The organism is Caballeronia sp. RCC_10 (assembly GCF_041360715.1).
Taxonomy (GTDB): domain Bacteria; phylum Pseudomonadota; class Gammaproteobacteria; order Burkholderiales; family Burkholderiaceae; genus Caballeronia; species Caballeronia grimmiae.
This window is the reverse complement of the sequence record NZ_JBFUPT010000001.1, coordinates 89,354-109,717: the sequence shown is the minus strand read 5'-3', so window position 1 is coordinate 109,717 and position 20,364 is coordinate 89,354. Positions and strand designations below refer to the sequence as shown.

Here is a 20,364-nt window from a genome sequence, read left to right as displayed (position 1 = left end):
TGCATTTCGTTAACGGTTGAGGCCAAACAATTCGCAGATTTCATTGACCGACTTCACGACATGCGCGACATCGTCCTCGCTCATCAGCGTGAAGAGCGGCAGCGTGACCGTCGATGCGCCGTATCGCTCGGCGTGCGGAAACATGCCTTCGGCGAAGCCGCGTGCGCGATATAGCGAAAACAGATGCAGCGCCGGATAGTGCACGCCTGCGCCGACGCCGCGCTCCTTCAGCTGTTCCATGAATTGCGCGCGCGTCAGTTGCAGCTTGTCGAGCGGCAGCGCGATCTGGAACATGTGCCAGTTGCTGTCGGTGAAATTGCGCGGCGGCAGCCCGGCGCCGAGCCGCAACGCTGCGCCGCCTTCGAACGCGTCGAAGTAGGCGCGCGCCAGTTCGCGGCGCTTCTGGGTGAAACGTTCCACTTGCCGCAACTGCCCGAGACCGACGCGCGCCGCGACATCGGTCAGGTTGTACTTGCCGCCCAGCACGTCGCAGTCCATGCCGTCGAAGCCCGTGCGCGTGATGCCTTGCAGCCGGTACTTGCGCGCCAGTTCCGCTTCGTCCTCGTTGTTCATGATGAGCGCGCCGCCTTCGATCGACGTCACGTTCTTGTTCGCATGAAAGCTGATCGACACCAGATCGCCGAACGAGCCGATGCGCTGGCCCTTCCACGTCGAGCCGAACGCCTGCGCCGCGTCTTCGATCACGCGCAGCCTGTGCTCGCGCGCAATCTCGTAGAGCCGGTCCATGTCCACCGGCAGGCCCGCGAGATAAACGGGCATGATCGCTTTCGTGCGCGGCGTGATGGCCTTTTCAAGCAAGTTCAGGTCCATGTTGCGGGTGACCGGATCGATATCGACGAACACCGGCGTTGCGCCGACTTCGAGGATCACGTTCGCGGTCGAAACCCAGGTCATCGGCGTGGTAATGACTTCATCGCCCGCGCCGACGCCCGCGATGCGCAGCGCGATTTCCATCGTGCAGGTGCCGGAATTGAACGCGCGCACCGGGCGCCCGCCGAAATACGCCGACAACTCGGCTTCGAATTGCTGGTTCTGCGGGCCGGTCGTGATCCAGCCGGAACGCAGCACGTCGACGACGCCCTGAATGGTTTCCTCGTCGATCTCAGGCTTGACGAAGGGCAGGAACGGCCGCGAGGTCTGAGTCATGGAATGTCTGCTTAACAAAAAGGGAGTGAAACGGGAATCAGCCGCGCGCGAGCACGGCCACGCCGACGAGAATGATGCCGATACCGACGAGCCGCTGCACCGACAGCACTTCGCCGAACAGATACCACGCCGCGAATGCGTTGACGACGTAGCCGAGCGAGAGCATCGGATACGCGACCGACACATCGACCCGCGACAACCCGACGATCCACACGACGACGCTCACCACGTAGCACGCGAGGCCGCCGATGATGGGCCATTGCGTCGCAATCCGGAAACCGACGGGCAGAATGTTCGCCGGGGTCATGTCGAAATGGCCGACGGCGTTGACGCCTGCCTTGAGCAGCAACTGGGCGCACGCGTTCAACAATACGCCGATGACGATGCAAGTGAAGGAAATCGGATTCATCGATTGGACAATAAGGATACTCGGTTCATTGGCGGATGCCGGCGTCATCGACGCACGCCGTCACGGCTGCGGCTTCTCGACGATCACGCGCCGCGCATCGCGGGCGATGACCTGCATCGGCACGCCGCGCGCGAGCATTTCGTCGTAGCGCCCCGGCGGCAGCAGCGCCAGCGCGTAACGATCGGCGTTCCAGCGCCGCACCCAGTCGTCGATGGTCGGCAGCCACTTCTGCGGTTCCGTCGTGACGCCGAACCTCAGTTCGTCGGATTCCTGCACCATGGTCATCGTGCGGCCGAGGTAGAAGGGCATCGTGTGGTCGAGCTTCGCGATCGAATAGAAGGGAGTGTCGGGCGGCAGCTTGGCCATCTCGGCCTTGACGGCCGGCACGAGTTTCACGCCGGAACTTTCGGTGCCGAAGACGTCGTGCCCCGTGCCGGCGATCGTGCCGAGCAGCAGCCACGCCGCGCCGAGTCCGGCCGCGCCCGCCAGCACGCTGCGGCGGTTGAGCCACAGCGCGAAGATCGTCACGACGAACGCCACCGCGAGGCCCGCATACACCCAGACCTGGAACGCGCGATACAACGCGTTCGGCGTGCCCGCGCTTCCCGCCCGGCCGAGGAAGATCGCACCGAACGCCGCCGCGATCAGCAACACCGCGTAGCCGATCAGATGCCTGCGGTACTGGCTCTTCGTGAGCGACGGCAGATAGAGGCCGAGCACGAGCGCGATGGCGGGCGCGATCGGCAGCACGTACGACAGCAGCTTCGAATGCGACGCGCTGAAGAACAGGAAGATGAACGCCGACCAGACGAGCAGCATCGTGACGGGCGCGAAGCCGTTGGGCTGGCGCGGCGTCTTCACGCCGTGGCGCACGCTCTGCACCACGATCGACAGCCACGGCAGGAAGCCCACGATCAGCACGGGCACGAAGTAATAGAACGGCCCCGGACGGTTCTGCTCGGGCGTCAGATAGCGCTTGAACTGCTGCACGATGAAGAAGAAATCGAAGAACTCGGGGTTCTTCATCTGCACGAGCACGAACCACGGCGCGGCGACGATCAGAAACACGATCAGCCCGCTGCCGATATAAAGGCGCTTCCACAGCGCCCAGTCGCGCGACACGATCGAATAGAGGACCAGCACCGCGCCCGGCAGGATAAGGCCGACGAGCCCTTTCGAGAGCACGGCGGCAGCCATCGCGGCCCAGCAGAGCCACATCCAGAGCCGCACCCGGCGCGCGGGCAGGCCGGGGCGCTGGGCGAGCAGAAGGGCGCAGAGCGTGAGCTCCATCCAGAACGACAGGCCCATGTCCAGCGCGTTGAAGTGGCCCATCAGATTCCAGTACGGGCAGGTCGCGAGGATGACGGCGGCGGCGAAGCCCGTCATCGCGTTGAACACGCGCTTGCCGGTGAAGCCGATCAGCAGCACGCCGGCGAAGCCCGTCAGCGCCGTATAGAGGCGCGCCTGCCATTCGCCGATGCCGAACCACGCGAAGGTGAGCGCGTTGGCCCACGTCTGCAGCGGCGGCTTCTCGAAATACTTGTAGCCGTTGTAGCGCGGCGTGATCCAGTCGCCGGTGACGAACATTTCTCGCGCCATTTCGGCGTAACGGCCTTCGTCGCTCGGAACGAGATGGCGCAGACCGAGCGGCGCGAACCAGATGATCGCGAGCGCGAGGATGAGAAGCGTGAGCGAAAGGCGTGTGAGCGGTAGCCGCGAAGGCGTATCGTTCATGAAGTCGACCTGTCCGATGCCGCGATGCGGCGCTAGTGAATCAAGAAGGGCTTTGACGCTGTCGTGCTGTCGCGCCCGCGTGCCGGGGCGCGACAGCGCGCGTTCCGCATCCTGAGGCATGAAAATACGGCGCAAGTTCTCGCGCACGCTGCTCCAAGTGGGAAACCCAACGGAAAGCCCGATGAAAGGGGCATGGCGCCGCCGCGCATGAGGCCTCGGCGCGAGCGCGACGGACGCCGGGCGGGAGTGTATCGCACGGCCGCCCCGATTCGTCATTTTGGCGCACGGCTGCCACTGGGCGGCGTCCGGCCGCGCCGCGCGAGTGTCGCCGATGCTGGCTTAACGGACGCTTATCGGCGGCTAGTCGACGCTCACGCCTCGATCAGCAACGCGGCCGCGACGCGCCGGCCTTCGGACATCAGAATGTTGTAGGTGCGGCAGGCCGCGCCGAAGTCCATCGTTTCCACGCCGATGCGGTGCTTCGCCAGTTGCGCGACGAGGCGCGGATGCGGAAACCGCAGCTTCGTGCCGCTGCCGAAAATCACGACCTCGGGCGCGGCCTCAACGAGGGCCTCGAAGTGTTCGGGGGTGAGCGCGTCGAACGACGAGACCGGCCAGTTCGTCACGGGCGCGTCGGGCATCACGAGGACGCTGCCTTCGTGCCGTTGCAGATTGATCGCGACGAAACCGTCTCCGTAACTCGTGATCGTATTGAGTGCGCCGCTCGATTCCTGATGAAGTTTCAAAACGAAGATCCGGCAAGAGAAGAAGGGCGGACGCGGCTCCGAGGCAAGGCTGCGCGGCTAACTTCGCGGCGCGCTTTGGTGCATTGCGGAACCGGGCCATAATCGGTAAATTATAACTTTCCGGCCGCCCGGTCTGCTTGCGCGGCAACCGTTGCGCTCGCGTGCCGCCACAAGCCGCCATCGACACGCAACCCGGCCGGCAGCGCCCGCGCCCTATCTGGCGGGGCGTCATCCGCAGCGCCGGAAGGCGCGAAATCCTGGCCGTGTCGGTTCCGCACAACCCCGTATCACCCGCTTTCGTCGATACTTCCAAGCGGTGCGCCGGCGTCCGCGCGTATCGCCGCGGCGAGCCGCGCCGCAAAAAACCGCAAGCACGCCGCAAGCACCGCACCGTATTTGTCCATCATCAGAGCCGCCCGCCGTGAAACCGATCCTCAAATCCAATAAGCTGCAAAACGTCTGTTACGACATTCGCGGACCCGTGCTCGAACACGCGAAGCGCCTCGAGGAAGAAGGGCATCGCATCATCAAGCTCAACATCGGCAATCTCGCGCCGTTCGGCTTCGAAGCGCCGGACGAGATCATTCAGGACATGATCCGCAATCTGCCGGGCTCGTCGGGCTATTCGGATTCGAAGGGCGTCTTCGCCGCGCGCAAGGCGATCATGCACTACACGCAGCAAAAGGGCGTGACGGGCGTCGAGCTGGACGATATCTACATTGGCAATGGCGCGTCCGAACTGATCGTGATGGCCATGCAGGCGCTCCTGAACGACGGCGACGAAGTGCTGCTGCCCGCGCCGGACTATCCGCTGTGGACGGCGGCCGTGAGCCTTTCGTCGGGCACGCCGCGCCATTACATGTGCGACGAGAGCAACGGCTGGATGCCCGATCTCGACGACATTCGCGCGAAGATCACGCCGAATACGAAGGCGCTCGTCGTCATCAACCCGAACAATCCGACCGGCGCGCTGTATTCGGACGAACTGCTGCAAGAACTCATCGGCATCGCGCGGGAGCACGGACTCATCGTCTTCGCCGACGAGGTCTACGACAAGATCGTATACGACGGCAAGACGCACACGTCGATGGCCGCGCTCTCGGAAGACGTCATCACCGTGACGTTCAACAGCCTGTCGAAGAGCTATCGCTCGTGCGGGTATCGCGCGGGCTGGATGGCGATTTCCGGGCTGATCGAAGAAAATCGCCGCCGCGCGAAGGACTATCTGGAAGGTCTCGGCATTCTCGCGTCGATGCGCCTGTGCCCGAACGTTCCCGGTCAATATGCCATTCAGACGGCGCTCGGCGGCTATCAGAGCATCAACGACCTGATCGTGCCGGGCGGGCGTCTTTTCAAGCAGCGCGACCTCGCGTACGACATGCTGACGGCCATTCCGGGCGTGACGTGCGTGAAGCCGCAGGCCGCGCTCTACATGTTTCCGAAGCTCGACCCGAAGATGTACCCCATCGCCGACGACCAGCAGTTCATCACCGACCTGCTGCTCGAAGAGCGCGTCCTGCTCGTGCAGGGCACGGGCTTCAACTGGCCGACGCCGGACCACTTCCGCGTGGTCTTCCTGCCGAACGTCGACGACCTGGCCGATTCGATCAATCGCATCGCGCGCTTCCTCGACGGCTATCGCAAACGGCACTCCGCTTAATCTCTCTATAAAGACTCGCGCAGTATGGAACCGATCAAAGTAGGACTCTTGGGCTTCGGCACGGTAGGCAGCGGCACTTTCACGGTGCTCAAGCGCAACCAGGAAGAAATCAAACGGCGCGCGGGACGCGGCATCGAAATCACGCGCGTTGCCGTGCGCACGCCGGCGAAGGCGCAGGCCGCAGAGGGCGTCGCGATTACCGATGACTTCCGCGCCGTCGTCGACGATCCTTCCATCGACATCGTGTGCGAAATGATCGGCGGAACCGGCTTTGCGCGCGAACTGGTGTTGCGCGCGATCGCCAACGGCAAGCATGTCGTCACGGCGAACAAGGCGCTGCTCGCGGTCCACGGCACGGAGATTTTCGAGGCGGCGCGCGCGAAGGGCGTGATGGTCGCGTTCGAAGCGGCGGTGGCGGGCGGCATTCCGATCATCAAGGCGCTGCGCGAAGGGCTGACGGCCAATCGCATCGAAGCCATCGCGGGCATCATCAACGGCACGACGAACTACATCCTGTCGGAGATGCGCGACCGGGGCATCGACTTCGCGACCGCGCTCAAGGGCGCACAGGAACTCGGCTACGCCGAAGCCGATCCGACCTTCGACATCGAAGGCGTCGACGCCGCGCACAAGGTCACGATCATGAGCGCGATCGCGTTCGGCGTGCCGGTGCAGTTCGATCGCGCGCACGTCGAAGGCATCAGCAAGCTGGCGGCCATCGACATCCGCTATGCGGGCGAACTCGGCTATCGCATCAAGCTGCTCGGCATCGCGCGGCGCACGGAGAAGGGCATCGAGTTGCGCACGCATCCGACGCTCGTGCCGGAGAAGCTGCTGCTCGCCAACGTCGAAGGGGCGATGAACGCAGTCGTCGTCCAGGGCGATGCGGTCGGCACGACGCTCTACTACGGCAAGGGCGCGGGCGCGGAGCCGACGGCGTCGGCCGTGGTCGCGGATCTCGTCGACGTGACGCGCCTGCATACCGCCGATCCGGAGCATCGCGTGCCGCATCTCGCCTTCCAGCCAGATAGCCTGTCGAATACGCCGATCCTGCCGATCGAGGACATCACGAGCGGCTACTACCTGCGCCTGCGCGTGGCCGATGTGACCGGCGTGCTCGCCGACATCACGCGCATTCTCGCGCACAAGGGCATCTCCATCGACGCGCTCCTGCAGAAGGAATCCGAGCAGGTCGACGGCGGCAACAAGGGCGAGACGGACATCATCCTCATCACGCACGAGACGGTGGAAAAGAACGCGAACGCGGCGATCGCGGAGATCGAAGCGTTGTCCACGGTCGTCTCGAAGGTTACGAAACTGCGCATGGCAGTGCTGCACTAAACAGGTACGCGACATGAACTACATTTCGACGCGCGGCGCCGGCACGGACGAGCGCCACACGTTCTCGGACATTCTGCTGGGCGGCCTTGCTAAAGACGGCGGCCTCTATCTGCCGGCCGAGTATCCCCGCGTATCCGCCGAGGAACTCGCGCGCTGGCGCACGCTGTCGTACGCGGACCTCGCGTTCGAAGTGCTGTCGAAGTTCAGCGACGACATTCCAGCCGACGACCTGCGCTCGCTCACGCGCAAGACGTACACCGCACAGGTCTACAGCAATGTGCGCCACGAAGAAGCCGCCGTGCAGATCACGCCGCTGAAGACGCTGGGCGTCGAGAACGGTGCGCCGCTGTCGCTGCTGGAATTGTCCAACGGGCCGACGCTCGCCTTCAAGGACATGGCGATGCAGCTGCTCGGCAATCTCTTCGAGTACGCGCTGGCCAGGCACGGCGAGACGTTGAACATTCTCGGCGCGACCTCGGGCGATACCGGCAGCGCCGCCGAATACGCGATGCGCGGCAAGACCGGCGTGCGCGTCTTCATGCTGTCGCCACACAAGAAGATGAGCGCGTTCCAGACGGCGCAGATGTTCTCGCTGCAAGACCCGAACATCTTCAATCTGGCCGTGGAAGGCAACTTCGACCATTGCCAGGACATCGTGAAAGCCGTCTCGAACGACCACGCATTCAAGGCGAAGCACAAGATCGGCACGGTCAATTCGATCAACTGGGCGCGCGTCGTCGCGCAGGTCGTGTATTACTTCAAGGGCTATTTCGCCGCGACGAAGACCAACGACGAGCGCGTGTCGTTCACGGTGCCGTCGGGCAACTTCGGCAACGTGTGCGCGGGGCATATCGCGCGCATGATGGGGCTGCCGATCGAGCAGCTGGTCGTTGCGACCAACGAAAACGACGTGCTCGACGAGTTCTTCCGCACGGGCGTGTATCGCGTGCGCGGCGCGGCGGAGACTTATCACACCACGTCGCCGAGCATGGACATCTCGAAGGCGTCGAACTTCGAGCGTTTCGTGTACGACCTGCTCGGCCGCGATCCGGCGCGCGTGTTGCAGCTTTTCCGCGACGTCGAAGAGAAGGGCGGCTTCGATCTGGCGGCAAGCGGCGACTTTGCGCGCGTGAAGGAATTCGGCTTCGTGTCGGGCAAGAGCGGTCACGACGATCGCGTGCAAACCATCCGCGACGTCTTCGAGCGCTACGACACCATGATCGACACGCACACCGCCGACGGCGTGAAGGTGGCGCGCGAAAACCTCAAACCCGGCGTGCCGATGATCGTGCTCGAAACTGCGCAGCCGATCAAATTCGGCGAAACGATCCGCGAGGCGCTCAATCGGGAGCCGGAGCGTCCGGCGGCATTCGTGGGACTTGAAAAACTGCCACAAAGGTTCGATATCGTTCCGGCAGACGCAGCCGTCGTGAAGGCGTTCATCGCCGAGCGCACCTGAGTTTCCAGATTCGCCGCTGTGACGCGCGGGGCGCGGTCCGGAAGGGGCCGCGCCCCGCGCTATTTTTATCGCGGCGCTGCCGCTCTGTCTGCCGCGTGCGCGGTCCGGGCCGCCGCCCCGCTTGCGCCGCAACGCCGGAAAGCCCGGCTAAAAGCTGCTAAACTCTTGGGTTTTTCGTCGTACACCATTCAAAAGGACGCGCCGTGCTGTCTACCGCCAATATCACCATGCAATTCGGGCCGAAGCCTCTCTTCGAGAACATTTCGGTCAAGTTCGGCGAAGGGAACCGCTACGGCCTGATCGGGGCGAACGGCTGCGGCAAGTCGACCTTCATGAAGATCCTCGGCGGCGACCTGGAGCCGAGCTCCGGCAACGTCATGCTCGAGCCGAACGTGCGCCTCGGCAAGTTGCGCCAGGACCAGTTCGCGTACGAAGACATGCGCGTGCTCGACGTGGTGATGATGGGCCACACGGAAATGTGGGCCGCGATGACCGAGCGCGACGCGATCTACGCAAACCCCGACGCCACCGACGACGACTACATGCGCGCCGCCGAGCTGGAAGCGAAGTTCGCCGAATACGACGGCTATACGGCCGAAGCGCGTGCGGGCGAACTGCTGCTGGGCATCGGCATCAATATCGCCGATCACACCGGGCCGATGAGCAACGTCGCGCCGGGCTGGAAGCTGCGCGTGCTGCTCGCGCAGGCGCTGTTCTCGAAGCCGGACGTGCTGCTGCTCGACGAGCCGACCAACAACCTCGACATCAACTCGATCCGTTGGCTGGAAGACGTGCTGAACCAGTACAACTCGACGATGATCATCATCTCGCACGATCGACACTTCCTGAACCAGGTCTGCACGCACATGGCGGACATGGACTACGGCACGCTGAAGGTCTATCCGGGCAACTACGACGACTACATGCTCGCCAGCACGCAGGCGCGCGAGCGCCAGCAGGCGGCGAACGCGAAGGCGAAGGAACGCGTGGCCGACCTTCAGGACTTCGTGCGCCGCTTCTCGGCGAACAAGTCGAAGGCGCGTCAGGCGACCAGCCGCCTGAAGATGATCGACAAGATCAAGATCGAAGAATTCAAGCCGTCGTCGCGGCAGAATCCGTTCATCCGTTTCGACTTCGAGAAGAAGCTGCATAACATCGCGGTCGTGGCCGATGGCATCACCAAGAAATACGACCGGACCATCTTCGAGAACTTCAGCCTGAGCGTGCAGCCGGGCGAGCGCATTGCGATCATCGGTGAAAACGGCGCGGGCAAGACGACGCTCCTGAAGTCGCTGAAGGGCGCCGTGGAACTGGACGGCGGCTCGGTCAAGTGGGCGGAGAACGCGAACGTCGGCTACATGCCGCAGGACACGTACGAAGAGTTCCCGAAGGACGAGACGCTGACCGAGTGGATCGATCAGTATCGCCAGGAAGGCGACGACGACCAGATGGTGCGCGGCACGCTCGGCCGGCTGCTGTTCAACGCAGACGACATCCGGAAGAACGTGAAGGTGCTGTCGGGCGGCGAGAAGGGCCGCATGATCTGGGGCAAGCTGATGCTCGGCCGCCACAACGTGCTGCTGATGGACGAGCCGACCAATCACATGGACATGGAGTCCATCGAATCGCTGCAGATCGCGCTGGACAAGTACGAGGGCACGCTGGTCTTCGTGTCGCATGACCGCGAGTTCGTGAGCGGGCTGGCGAACCGCATCATCGAAGTGCGCACCGATGGCACGCTGCGCGACTTCGGCGGCAATTACGAAGATTTCCTGACGAGCCAGGGCATTCAGTAAGAAGCCGCAGGTTCAAACGCAGAATGGAAAAAAGCCGCTTTCGCGGCTTTTTTCGTTTGGAGCGAGGGTTTTGTCGTTGCCGGCAAGCCCGCAGCTCCGAGTTCGCTCCGCCTAAAGGCGTCTCAGAGCTTGTCGTTTTTGAAGCGCATCGCCGTTCCCTCGTGCGTAATCCGCTCCCAGATCGCGCGCTTCTCTTCATCGTTCAGAAAGACCCAGTTCGATACTTCGCCGGCCGTGCGGCCGCAGCCTTTGCAGACGTCGTCGAAAAGCGTGGAGCAAACGCCGATGCACGGGCTGTCGGGGAGGTCGTGGAGAATCGAAGCCATGAGCGTAGAGGTCGGGAAAAAAAGAATTAGCGGGCAATACTGTAGCCTATCCGCGCGATCCAGTGATGGCGCTGGTTGTAGTCCAGAATGTCCTCGCCATAGCCGTTGAAGTAGCTGACGAACACGTATCCGCCCCAGGCGCTGCCGATCAGCTTGGCGAGCGGATATGTCACGTTCGAATCGATGCTGCCGTACCAGTGCTTCGTACCCTTGCGCAGCGTGGTCGCGAGTTGCCAGCCATCGGGGCTGCCGTATTTCACGAGAAAATCGACGTAGCCGCGATAGTCGGCGATATCCTCGTTGCCGCTCTTCGACAAGTAGTAATAGAACTTCGGCGACAGCGTCAGGTGGTTGCTTGCGATATCGCCGAAGTCCCACGTCGGGCGCACGAACGCGATGTTGATCGCACGCGACTCGTCACCGCTCTTGCCATTCGATTCATGTCCGATGCCCGCCGCCACGCCCATACGCGTGAAGAGCGGGCTTTTCCAGCCGGTGTCGTCGACGGAATAGAAGACTTGAGGTTGATAGCTGGTGTCGCGAAACGGCGCAGACGGCGCGGACAGGTTCCAGATGGACGTCTGTGTGTAGGCGAAATAGAGGTTGTCGAGAAAGCCCCGCGAGCGCGGATCGTCGGGCAGATGCAGCCGGTACTTGAAGCTGAACTGGAACTTGGCGAGGTTGTCGCCGTTCTTGCCATCGGCGAAGTAGATCGGATCGAAGGTCGAGAAGCGGCCCGCGAGCATCGTATCGACCGTGGCCGGCGATGTGTCGACCTGCGCAGCAGCGCTCGCCAGTTGCGCGGGCGTCGCCGCTTGCGCTTCGCGTTTCTCGGCCGCAACGACCTGCGTCTGGTTCTCGCCCCGGTTCAGCGTAACGAGCATCGGCGATACATCGAAGCCGACCGGATCGATCTTGACCGTGCCGCGCGCCGACTCGGGCCACGGCGCCGAATAACGGACCCGGCGATATTGCCCCGGCGCCAGGCGCAGACGATCGGGCGTCGCCGCATCGCGGGTCAGCACGAGCGGCGCGGGCGGTAAATCGCCGTTCGTCAGTTGCATGGTGAGTTGTTTCGGCAGGTCGACGGTGAGCGGCTTTTTGTCGTCGTCCGTGTAGAGCAGCGTGAGTTCGAGCGGTTGCGCCGCGGCCGCTTCGCGCGGCGGTTGCAGCACTGCGACTGTCGCTTGCGCGTTGGTCGCCATTACGAAAAGCGCGAATGCGAGACGCGCGTGGCGTCGAACAGGCGGGAACGGGAGCATCGGTGAATCCAAAGCCATCAGGCGGGCATCCTTTGTCGAAGAGCGACGGTGCGCGGCGAGGCGTCATCGTAACTGCGCGTCGCGAAACCTGCCTGTTACAACGCAAACGTCATTACCCGACCGCAGCCTGCCACAACATCGATGCATTGAGCACCACGATGAGCCCTGCGCACGTCCACGCGAGCGCGAGCGGCACCCGCGCGACGCGCCAGCGGCCCATCAGACCCGCATCGGAGGCGAAGCGCACGAGCGGAATCACCGCGAGCGGCAATTGCAGACTCAGCACTACCTGCGTGGCGACCAGCAGCGCGTTCGAGCCGTGCTGGCCGAAGCTCGCCACCGCCGCGAGCGCCGGGCCGATCGCCAGTCCACGCGTGAGCAGCGCCCGCGCCCAGCGAGCCATCTTCAGTTCGAGGAAGCCTTCCATTACCGCCTGGCCGGCGAGCGTGCCGGTGACAGTCGCGTTGAGCCCGCACGCGAGCAGGGCCGTCGCGAACGCGATTCCTGCCCAATGACTGCCGACGAGCGGCGCAATGAGCCGATGCGCGTCCGCCAGATCGTCGACCTGCGAATAGCCGGACGTATGGAACACCGCCGCCGCGACGATCAGCAGCGACGCATTGACGATGAACGCAATCGCGAGCGAGGCGAACGTGTCGATGTTTACGCCGTTGAGCGCGTCGCCGATGGTCTCGTCGTCCCGCTGCGGCGCATGGTGCTTCACCAGCGACGAGTGCAGATACAGGTTATGCGGCATCACCGTCGCGCCGAGCACGCCGGCTGCGAGCCAGAGCATGCCGGCATCGCGCAGCAGCGCCGGCGGCGGCGCAAAGCCCATGAGCGCGTCGTGCCAGGCGGGTTGCGCGAGAACGAGCTGGACCACGAAGCAGAAGCTCACGAACAGAATCAGCGCGGTCACGGCGCGTTGCAGAGGCCGCTTGCCGCCGCGTTGCAGCGCGAGCATCGCGAAGGTGCCGACGGCCGAGCACAGCACGCCTGCCGTCAGCGAGAGTCCGAAGAGCATCTGCAACGCGACCGCGCTGCCGACGACTTCGGCTACATCGCACGCAATGATCGCGACTTCGCACGCGAGCCACAAGATGACGGTCGTGCGCCGGCTATAACGCTCGCGGCAAAGCTGGGCGAGGTCGCGCCCGGTGACGACGCCCACGCGCGATGCGACCCATTGCAGCAGCATGCCCATCAGGCTCGCGAGCAGGACGACGAAGAGCAGTTGATACCCGTAGCGCGCGCCGCTCGACAGCGCCGTCGCCCAGTTGCCGGGGTCCATGTAGCCTACGGCGACGAGCGAGCCTGCGCCGGCAAACGAGTACCAGCGGCCGCGCGCACGGCGAGGCCGGTCGTCGCGCGCGCCAGGGGCCGGCGACGGCGCGCCGGACTTGGCGTTGGATAGCTGGGCAAGCGCGGACGGATTGGTGTTCATGCGGACGTTGGCCTCGAATAGCGGTGCAACGGCACGCTCGGGCGGCGGCGGGAACGCCGTGCCACGGTAGGGTGCGTTGCGGGTGATGGCGACGCTTTTCGCGACGCACGTCGAACTGGCTAGCAACGACTGTTCCGCTGGCTATTCGTAAGGCTCGCGCGTTCTCTTTATTCGCAATGCCGGCGAGCGGCGCGGCACAGGAACGGCCGTCACGAATAATGACATCGCAGAGCGTCCGCACAACGTCGTTCCACTTGAGCAAAGTGGATTTGTCGGGTGCCGCACGGCGGGATTAGGGGCTAAAATGCGCGCACTTTCCGTGGCGGCAACGGCCTGAGGCAGCGCGAGGGGCGCCTGCTTCGTGTGCTTTGCGCGACAGGCGGCGCATTATTTTTTGTCGGCCTTCGGTTTAATGGTAGTTTTCGGGTTTTTAGGGGCGCTGCGAGCCGCACGCGCACGAAAGAACCGCGCGGCGACGTCGTCGACCAAGTCGGACAAGGGAGAAAAGAGATGAACGGAAAACTGGCGGCTGGCGCTCCGAAGCGAGTCAGGCTGGGACAACTCGCGGGTGCGCTCGCCTGCGCGGCGATGCTGCTTCCGCTCGCGGCATCGGCGAAAGACACGCAGCTCAACGTGTACAACTGGTCGGACTACATCGCCAAGGACACGATCCCCAACTTCACCAAGCAGACCGGCGTCAAGGTGAAGTACGACAACTACGACAGTGACGACACCCTGCAGGCCAAGCTGCTGACCGGCAATTCCGGCTACGACATCGTCGTGCCGACGAGCAATTACGCCGGCAAGCAGATCGCCGCGAACATCTTCTCGCCGCTCGACAAGTCGAAGCTGCCGAACCTGAAGTATCTCGATCCCGAACTGATGAAGCTCGTCGCGGGCGCGGACCCGGGCAATCAGTACTCGGTGCCCTGGGCTTACGGCACGACCGGCCTCGGCTATAACGTCGACAAGGCCAAGCAGATTCTCGGCGCGAACACCGCGCTCAACAACTGGGACATCCTCTTCAAGCCCGAGAACATCTCCAAGCTGAAGGCGTGCGGCGTCTCGGTGCTGGATGCGCCCGACCAGATGTTCGCGGCGGCGCTGCACTACCTCGGCAAGGATCCGATGAGCACGAATCCGGCCGATTATCGCGAAGCGCTCGCGATGCTCAAGAAGATTCGCCCGTACATCACGCAGTTCAACTCGTCCGGCTATATCAACGACATGGTCGGCGGCGATATCTGCTTCGCGTACGGCTGGTCGGGCGACGTAGTGATCGCGAAGCATCGCGCGATCGAAGCGAAGAAGCCGTTCAAGATCGAGTACTACATTCCGAAGGGCGGCGCGCCCGTGTGGTTCGACGTGATGGCAATCCCGAAGGATGCGAAGAACAAGGAAGCGGCGCACGAGTGGATCAACTACATCGAGACGCCGCAGGTTCATGCCGCGATCACCAACGCGGTGTATTACCCGAGCGCGAACCTCGAAGCGCGCAAGTACGTGGACAAGGACGTGGCGAACGATCCGGCGGTGTATCCGCCGCAGGACGTCATCAAGACCTTGTTCCTGCTCAAGCCGTTGCCGCCGGAAGTCCAGCGTCTGCAAACGCGGCTGTGGACCGAATTCAAGTCCGGCCGCTGAGTTGAAGCAGCCGGTTATTCATTGAAATGACGAAGCCCTCGGACCTCCGGGGGCTTTGTTCGTGATCCGTCGAACGCCGGCGGAGTCGCGGACGACAGATGCAGGAGTCGAACAGGCAATCATGAGTGAGCAGTCGAGCGCGTTGAAGGCAGCGCCACAGTCGGGAAGTGCGTCATCCGGTCAGAGCACGGGCGACGACTTCGTGCGTATCGTCGATGTCGTGAAGAGGTTCGACGAAACAGTGGCCGTGAAGGGCGTCAATCTGTCGGTGAGAAAGGGCGAGCTATTCGCGCTGCTCGGCAGTTCGGGCTGTGGCAAGTCGACGCTTCTGCGCATGCTCGCGGGCCTCGAGTCCGTGACCGAAGGGCAGATTCTGATCGACGGCGAGGACCTCGCGAGCATGCCGCCGTATCGCCGGCCGGTGAACATGATGTTCCAGTCATATGCGCTCTTTCCGCATATGAGCGTGGAATCGAATGTCGCGTTCGGACTGAAGCAGGAGGGCGTGAAGGGCGGCGAGCTGAAAGACCGCGTGCACAACGCGCTGCAGCTCGTGCAGATGGCGCAGTATGCGAAGCGCAAGCCGCATCAGCTTTCCGGCGGGCAGCAGCAGCGCGTCGCGCTCGCGCGCAGCCTCGTCAAGCGTCCGAAGCTGTTGCTGCTCGACGAACCGATGTCCGCGCTCGACAAGCAAATTCGCCAGCGCACGCAGATCGAGCTCGTCAACATCCTCGATCAGGTGGGCGTCACATGCATCATGGTGACGCACGACCAGGAAGAAGCCATGACGATGGCCAATCGCATCGCCGTGATGAGCGAAGGCCGGATCGTGCAGCTCGGCACGCCGCACGAAGTGTATGAGTATCCGAACAGCCGCTTTTCGGCGCAGTTCATCGGCTCGACGAATCTCTTCGATGGCAACGTCGTCGAGGACGAGCCGGATCATATCTTCATCGAATCGCCGGAACTGCCCGTGCGCCTCTATGTGAGCCACGGCATCACCGGGCCGCTCGGCATGCCGGTGACCATCTCGGTGCGGCCGGAGCGCATCGCGCTCACGCGCAAGCCGCCCGAGGGCGCGTTCAACTGGGGCCGCGGCAAGGTGACGAACATCGCGTACATGGGCGGCTATTCGCTCTATCACGTGATGCTCGAAAGCGGCAAGACGGTGGTCGCGAACGTGACGAGCCTCGCGCTCGGCGAGATCGATTCGCCTACCTTCGACGACGAAGTCTACGTGCGATGGAGCGCGCAGGCGGGCGTGGTGCTGACATCATGAAGATCGCCGAGCGTCTGGGTCTGTCGGGCCGCACCGCGGTCATCGCCGGGCCGTATCTGTGGCTGTTGCTGCTGTTTTTCGTGCCGTTCCTGCTGGTCGTGAAGATCAGCTTCGCGGACAGCCAGCTCGGCATTCCGCCGTACACGGAACTGCTGACGATGAAAGAGGGCGTGATGAAGATCGCGCTCGATTTCTCGCACTACGCGTTTCTGCTGACCGACAGCCTGTACTTCGCGACGTACATGAATTCGCTGCTGGTCGCGGCGGTATCGACGGTGCTGTGCCTGCTGATCGGCTACCCGATGGCGTATTACATCGCGCGGTCGAATCCGGAGACGCGCAATCTGTTGATGATGGCCGTGATGCTGCCGTTCTGGACGTCGTTTCTCATTCGCGTGTATGCGTGGATCGGCATTCTGAAGAACAACGGATTGCTAAACAATTTCCTGATGTCGACCGGTTTGATTCATTCGCCGATCGAGCTGTATCACACGAATATCGCGGTGTATATCGGCATGGTGTATTCGTATCTGCCGTTTCTCGTGATGCCGCTTTACGCGCATCTCGTCAAAATGGACCTGACCTTGCTCGAGGCCGCCTACGATCTCGGCGCGAAGCCGTGGAAGGCGTTCCTGCAGATCACGCTGCCGCTGTCGAAGAACGGCATCATCGCGGGCTGTCTGCTCGTGTTCATTCCGGCGGTGGGCGAGTACGTGATTCCCGAACTGCTCGGCGGCGCGGATACGCTGATGATCGGCCGGGTCATGTGGAACGAGTTCTTCGATAACGCGGACTGGCCGATGGCCTCCGCCGTCACCTGCGCGATGGTGCTCTTGCTGCTCGTGCCGATGGCGCTCTTTCAGCACTTCCAGGCGAAGCAACTGGAGGAGAAGCGATGATCAAGCCGAGCCGTTCGCTGCAGATCACCTCGCTCGGGATCGGGTTTGCGTTCCTGTATATCCCGATCATCAGCCTGATCGTCTATTCGTTCAACGACTCGCCGCTCGTCACGGTGTGGACGGAGTTTTCGTTGAAGTGGTATCGCGCGTTGTGGACCGACGACGAGCTCATCAACGCGGCGTGGCTGTCGCTGCGAATCGCGTTCCTGACGGCGTGCGCGTCGGTCGTGATCGGCACGTGGGCGGGCTTCGTGCTCGCGCGCATGGGCCGCTTTCGCGGCTTCACGCTGTACACGGGCATGATCAACGCGCCGCTCGTGATTCCCGAAGTCATTCAGGGCATTTCGCTCTTGCTGCTGTTCGTCGAAATGGCGAAGCTGATCGGCTGGCCGGCGGGGCGCGGACTGTTCACGATCTGGGTCGGGCACGTGATGCTGTGCATCTCCTATGTGGCGATCATCGTGGAATCGCGTGTGCGGGAGTTGAATCCGTCGCTGGAAGAAGCGGCGCTGGACCTCGGCGCAACGCCGCTGCGCGTGTTCTTTTCGATCACGCTGCCGCTGATTTCGCAGGCGCTCGTCGCGGGCTGGCTCTTGTCGTTCACGCTGTCGATCGACGATCTCGTGCTGTCGGCGTTCCTGTCCGGACCCGGCTCGACGACGCTGCCGCTCGTCGTGTTCTCGCGTGTGCGTCTCGGGCTGAATCCGGAGATGAATGCGCTCGCGACGTTGTTTATCGCGCTGGTCACGGCGGGAGTGATCGCGGCGAATTACTTCATGCAGCGAAGTGAGAGAAGGCGGCTCGCAGCGGTGATGTAATCGCGAAGCGGCCCGTTCATGACGGGCCGCTTCGTCATGTGGCGATCAGGCGTGGGCCAGGTGCCGTCCGAACGTCGCGGCATCGGTGTTGGTCCCGCAGAGCAGCACGCCGACGCGCTTGCCTTGCAGGCGTTCACGCAACGGGCCGAGCAGGGCGGCCGTGGCCGCCGCGCACGCCGGTTCCACCGCGAGCTTCAGTTCGTTGAACAACAGCTGCATCCCGTGCCGCAATTCGTCGTCCGACACGGTGACGACTTCATCGATATGCCGCCGGCACAACTCGTAGCTGTACTGCTCGGTATGCGGCGCCATCAGCGAATCGGCGATGCTGTGCATCGCGCCCATCTTCACCGTACGGTTGGCGGCGAAGCTGCGGCTCATCGCGTCCGATCCTTCCGGCTCGACACCGTACACATGCAGCGACGGATTGGCGAGACGCATTGCCGTCGATACCCCCGCAGCCAGCCCGCCGCCGCCGATCGGCAGAATCACCGCTTCGAGATCCGGCGCCTGTGACGTCCATTCATAGCCGAGTGTCGCCGTGCCCAGCACCGTGCGATAACCATTGAACGGATGCACGAAGAAGCGTCCTTCTTCCGCTTCGATGCGCCGCACGATCTCGAACGCTTCCGCGACGTTATCCGCAAACACGACGTCCGCGCCGAAGCGGCGGCATAGCGCGACGCGCGCCGGACTCGCGTTCTTCGTGATGACGACCTTCGCGCTCACTTCCATGCGTTGCGCCGCATACGCGACCGCGACCGCATGATTGCCCGCCGATACGCAGGTCACGCCGGCGGTGCGCTCGTCGCTATCGAGTGCGAGAAGGTTCGAAAACGCGCCGCGCGCCTTGAAGGTGCCGCTCGCCTGCAGCAGTTCGAATTTGAAGGTGACCGGCGTGCCTTCTAGCGCCGGAAAGTCGTGACGTTCCAAGACAGGCGTGCGCGCGACCCAGGGCATGAGCGCCATGTGCTGCTCGGCGATGTCGTCGAGCGTGGGGATGGGCGTGCCGTCGATCGTATTGTCGGAATGCTGCGTGGCTGTGGACATGGCTCTTGTTGATCCGAAGATTCAGCGCGCCTGCGCTTCCACCGACATGCTGTGAATGAACTTGCCGAGGAACGCTTCGCACGCGGCAAGCTGCTCGAGCGAGACGTACTCGTTCGCCTTGTGAGCCTGTTCGATGTTGCCCGGCCCGCACACGATGCTCGGCACGCCGGCGAGCGCGAAGAGTCCGGCTTCGGTGCCATAGGCGACCTTGCGCTTCTCCTGATTCTCGGTGAGCGCGCGCACGAGTTGGGTGATGGCGGCCTGCTCGGTCGCGTCGAGTCCGGGCGCGGATGCGATCTTTGAGAATTCGATGGCCGCGTTGCCGTTCTCCTTGAGCATCGTCGGCACGAGTGTTTCGCGTGCATACGATTCGATGCGCGCGAAGATGCGCTCGGGGTCCATCGTCGGCAAGTTGCGGAATTCGAAGTCGAAACTGCATTCGGCGGGCACGGTGTTGATCGCGTTGCCGCCCTTGATCGTGCTCGTTTGCGCGGTGGTGAACGGCACGTCGTAGAGTTCGTCGAACGGGCCTTGGGCGCGGAATTCGTCGGCCACATCGCGAATGAAGCAGATGAGCCGCGCGGCGTATTCGATTGCGTTCAGACCTTTCGGCGTCAGCGACGAATGCGCTGCCGCGCCGCGCACGCAGCATCGGAATGCGTTGATGCCTTTATGCGCGATGATGGGTCGCATCGACGTCGGTTCTCCGACGATGCAGCCGTCGGGCCGCACGCCGCGCTTTTGCAGGTCCGCGATCATCAGCGGGGCGCCGGCGCAGCCGATTTCTTCGTCGAAGGAGAGTGCGAAGTGGATGGGCTTCGCGAGTCTGGTTGCCTGCATCGTCGGGAGCATGGCGAGGGACGCGCCGATGAAGCCTTTCATGTCGCACGAGCCGCGCCCGTAGAGCAGGCCGTCGCGCACTTCGGGCTTGAAGGGATCGCTCGCCCAGTCCTGTCCGTCGACGGGTACGACATCCGTATGACCTGAGAGCACGATGCCGCCGTTCGTCTCGCCGTCATGCGCCGGCACGGTCGCGAAGAGGTTAGCCCACTTGCCGCGCGGATCGGTCGTGATCGTCGATTCGATGCCCGCGGCGCGCAGTTCGTCGCGCACGGTTTCGATCAGGCCGAGGTTGGGGTTGCGGCTCACCGTGTCGAAGGAGATCAGCCGTTTTGTCCACGGCAGGGATTTCAGGTCTTGCGAATCGGAGGCTTCGAGACGCGCCGAGGCAGCGATTTGTGACATTTTTTACTCCTGCGGGTAGGGGTTGATCATAGCGCAAAGTTTTGGTGCTGGCCCGCACAGGGGGGCTTTGGGCGTTGGCGCTTCT

At 63.3% G+C, this 20,364-nt stretch carries 17 protein-coding genes; 8 read left to right on the top strand and 9 right to left on the bottom strand.

Features of this window, described 5'->3' with window-relative positions:
• Positions 1 to 9: 9 nt before the first annotated feature.
• The 4 genes from AB6804_RS00485 to AB6804_RS00470 all read right to left on the bottom strand — a co-directional run bounded on the left by AB6804_RS00485 (position 10) and on the right by AB6804_RS00470 (position 4,056).
• Positions 10 to 1,167 (bottom strand): DegT/DnrJ/EryC1/StrS family aminotransferase, encoded by a 1,158-nt coding sequence (locus tag AB6804_RS00485; protein ID WP_370884802.1) that lies wholly within the window; start codon positions 1,165 to 1,167, stop codon positions 10 to 12.
• A 37-nt stretch (positions 1,168 to 1,204) separates the two neighbouring features.
• Positions 1,205 to 1,576, bottom strand: coding sequence for a multidrug efflux SMR transporter (locus AB6804_RS00480; protein WP_250472255.1), 372 nt, complete (start codon positions 1,574 to 1,576; stop codon positions 1,205 to 1,207).
• A gap of 60 nt (positions 1,577 to 1,636) precedes the next feature.
• Entirely contained in the window at positions 1,637 to 3,310 is a 1,674-nt protein-coding gene (locus AB6804_RS00475) for a glycosyltransferase family 39 protein (RefSeq protein ID WP_370885389.1), read from the bottom strand.
• A 371-nt stretch (positions 3,311 to 3,681) separates the two neighbouring features.
• Positions 3,682 to 4,056, bottom strand: coding sequence for an Mth938-like domain-containing protein (locus AB6804_RS00470; protein ID WP_244792347.1), 375 nt, complete (start codon positions 4,054 to 4,056; stop codon positions 3,682 to 3,684).
• A 421-nt stretch (positions 4,057 to 4,477) separates the two neighbouring features.
• On the opposite strand from AB6804_RS00470, the gene AB6804_RS00465 reads away from it, so the two are divergent.
• The 4 genes from AB6804_RS00465 (at position 4,478) to AB6804_RS00450 (ending at position 10,312) form a co-directional block, all read left to right on the top strand.
• The gene (locus tag AB6804_RS00465; protein ID WP_174447237.1) at positions 4,478 to 5,716 is read left to right on the top strand and encodes a pyridoxal phosphate-dependent aminotransferase; all 1,239 of its coding nucleotides are present in this window, start codon (positions 4,478 to 4,480) and stop codon (positions 5,714 to 5,716) included.
• A 24-nt stretch (positions 5,717 to 5,740) separates the two neighbouring features.
• Positions 5,741 to 7,057 carry a homoserine dehydrogenase gene (locus AB6804_RS00460; RefSeq protein WP_370884801.1) on the top strand — a complete coding sequence of 439 codons (1,317 nt, stop codon included), beginning with the start codon at positions 5,741 to 5,743 and terminating at the stop codon, positions 7,055 to 7,057.
• Between the two features lie 13 nt (positions 7,058 to 7,070).
• Positions 7,071 to 8,516, top strand: coding sequence for a threonine synthase (gene thrC / locus AB6804_RS00455; protein WP_370884800.1), 1,446 nt, complete (start codon positions 7,071 to 7,073; stop codon positions 8,514 to 8,516).
• 203 nt (positions 8,517 to 8,719) lie between these two features.
• The gene (locus AB6804_RS00450) at positions 8,720 to 10,312 is read left to right on the top strand and encodes an ABC-F family ATPase (RefSeq protein ID WP_244792341.1); all 1,593 of its coding nucleotides are present in this window, start codon (positions 8,720 to 8,722) and stop codon (positions 10,310 to 10,312) included.
• A gap of 122 nt (positions 10,313 to 10,434) precedes the next feature.
• On the opposite strand, the gene AB6804_RS00445 is transcribed toward AB6804_RS00450, so the two are convergent.
• The 3 genes from AB6804_RS00445 to AB6804_RS00435 form a co-directional block, all read right to left on the bottom strand.
• The gene (locus AB6804_RS00445) at positions 10,435 to 10,638 is read right to left on the bottom strand and encodes a DUF1289 domain-containing protein (RefSeq protein WP_370884799.1); all 204 of its coding nucleotides are present in this window, start codon (positions 10,636 to 10,638) and stop codon (positions 10,435 to 10,437) included.
• Between the two features lie 26 nt (positions 10,639 to 10,664).
• Positions 10,665 to 11,843 (bottom strand): phospholipase A, encoded by a 1,179-nt coding sequence (locus tag AB6804_RS00440; protein WP_370885388.1) that lies wholly within the window; start codon positions 11,841 to 11,843, stop codon positions 10,665 to 10,667.
• Between the two features lie 169 nt (positions 11,844 to 12,012).
• The gene (locus AB6804_RS00435; protein WP_370885387.1) at positions 12,013 to 13,344 is read right to left on the bottom strand and encodes an Nramp family divalent metal transporter; all 1,332 of its coding nucleotides are present in this window, start codon (positions 13,342 to 13,344) and stop codon (positions 12,013 to 12,015) included.
• 588 nt (positions 13,345 to 13,932) lie between these two features.
• Between AB6804_RS00435 and AB6804_RS00430 the strand changes: the two genes are divergently transcribed.
• The 4 genes from AB6804_RS00430 (at position 13,933) to AB6804_RS00415 (ending at position 17,984) form a co-directional block, all read left to right on the top strand.
• Positions 13,933 to 14,988 (top strand): polyamine ABC transporter substrate-binding protein, encoded by a 1,056-nt coding sequence (locus AB6804_RS00430; RefSeq protein WP_370885386.1) that lies wholly within the window; start codon positions 13,933 to 13,935, stop codon positions 14,986 to 14,988.
• Between the two features lie 121 nt (positions 14,989 to 15,109).
• Positions 15,110 to 16,267: an ABC transporter ATP-binding protein gene (locus tag AB6804_RS00425; RefSeq protein WP_244792339.1), complete on the top strand. Its 1,158-nt coding sequence runs from the start codon at positions 15,110 to 15,112 to the stop codon at positions 16,265 to 16,267.
• Positions 16,264 to 17,166 (top strand): ABC transporter permease subunit, encoded by a 903-nt coding sequence (locus AB6804_RS00420; protein WP_370884798.1) that lies wholly within the window; start codon positions 16,264 to 16,266, stop codon positions 17,164 to 17,166. Before AB6804_RS00425 ends, AB6804_RS00420 begins: the two co-directional genes overlap by 4 nt.
• Positions 17,166 to 17,984 carry an ABC transporter permease subunit gene (locus tag AB6804_RS00415; RefSeq protein ID WP_370885385.1) on the top strand — a complete coding sequence of 273 codons (819 nt, stop codon included), beginning with the start codon at positions 17,166 to 17,168 and terminating at the stop codon, positions 17,982 to 17,984. Before AB6804_RS00420 ends, AB6804_RS00415 begins: the two co-directional genes overlap by 1 nt.
• Positions 17,985 to 18,029: 45 nt before the next feature.
• On the opposite strand, the gene AB6804_RS00410 is transcribed toward AB6804_RS00415, so the two are convergent.
• Together AB6804_RS00410 and argE are read right to left on the bottom strand one after the other, a co-directional pair.
• A complete protein-coding gene (locus AB6804_RS00410) occupies positions 18,030 to 19,034 on the bottom strand; it encodes a threonine/serine dehydratase (protein ID WP_370884797.1) in 1,005 nt (334 codons plus the stop codon).
• Between the two features lie 21 nt (positions 19,035 to 19,055).
• Entirely contained in the window at positions 19,056 to 20,279 is a 1,224-nt protein-coding gene (argE, locus tag AB6804_RS00405; RefSeq protein WP_370884796.1) for an acetylornithine deacetylase, read from the bottom strand.
• Positions 20,280 to 20,364: the final 85 nt, after the last annotated feature.

Coding starts and splice junctions, on each gene's coding strand:
- AB6804_RS00485 (WP_370884802.1), bottom strand. CDS start 1,167: ATGACTCAGACCTCGCGGCCGTTCCTGCCCTTCGTCAAGCCTGAGATC.
- AB6804_RS00480 (WP_250472255.1), bottom strand. CDS start 1,576: ATGAATCCGATTTCCTTCACTTGCATCGTCATCGGCGTATTGTTGAAC.
- AB6804_RS00475 (WP_370885389.1), bottom strand. CDS start 3,310: ATGAACGATACGCCTTCGCGGCTACCGCTCACACGCCTTTCGCTCACG.
- AB6804_RS00460 (WP_370884801.1), top strand. CDS start 5,741: ATGGAACCGATCAAAGTAGGACTCTTGGGCTTCGGCACGGTAGGCAGC.
- thrC (WP_370884800.1), top strand. CDS start 7,071: ATGAACTACATTTCGACGCGCGGCGCCGGCACGGACGAGCGCCACACG.
- AB6804_RS00445 (WP_370884799.1), bottom strand. CDS start 10,638: ATGGCTTCGATTCTCCACGACCTCCCCGACAGCCCGTGCATCGGCGTT.
- AB6804_RS00440 (WP_370885388.1), bottom strand. CDS start 11,843: ATGGCGACCAACGCGCAAGCGACAGTCGCAGTGCTGCAACCGCCGCGC.
- AB6804_RS00435 (WP_370885387.1), bottom strand. CDS start 13,344: ATGAACACCAATCCGTCCGCGCTTGCCCAGCTATCCAACGCCAAGTCC.
- AB6804_RS00430 (WP_370885386.1), top strand. CDS start 13,933: ATGCTGCTTCCGCTCGCGGCATCGGCGAAAGACACGCAGCTCAACGTG.
- AB6804_RS00425 (WP_244792339.1), top strand. CDS start 15,110: ATGAGTGAGCAGTCGAGCGCGTTGAAGGCAGCGCCACAGTCGGGAAGT.
- AB6804_RS00420 (WP_370884798.1), top strand. CDS start 16,264: ATGAAGATCGCCGAGCGTCTGGGTCTGTCGGGCCGCACCGCGGTCATC.
- AB6804_RS00410 (WP_370884797.1), bottom strand. CDS start 19,034: ATGTCCACAGCCACGCAGCATTCCGACAATACGATCGACGGCACGCCC.
- argE (WP_370884796.1), bottom strand. CDS start 20,279: ATGTCACAAATCGCTGCCTCGGCGCGTCTCGAAGCCTCCGATTCGCAA.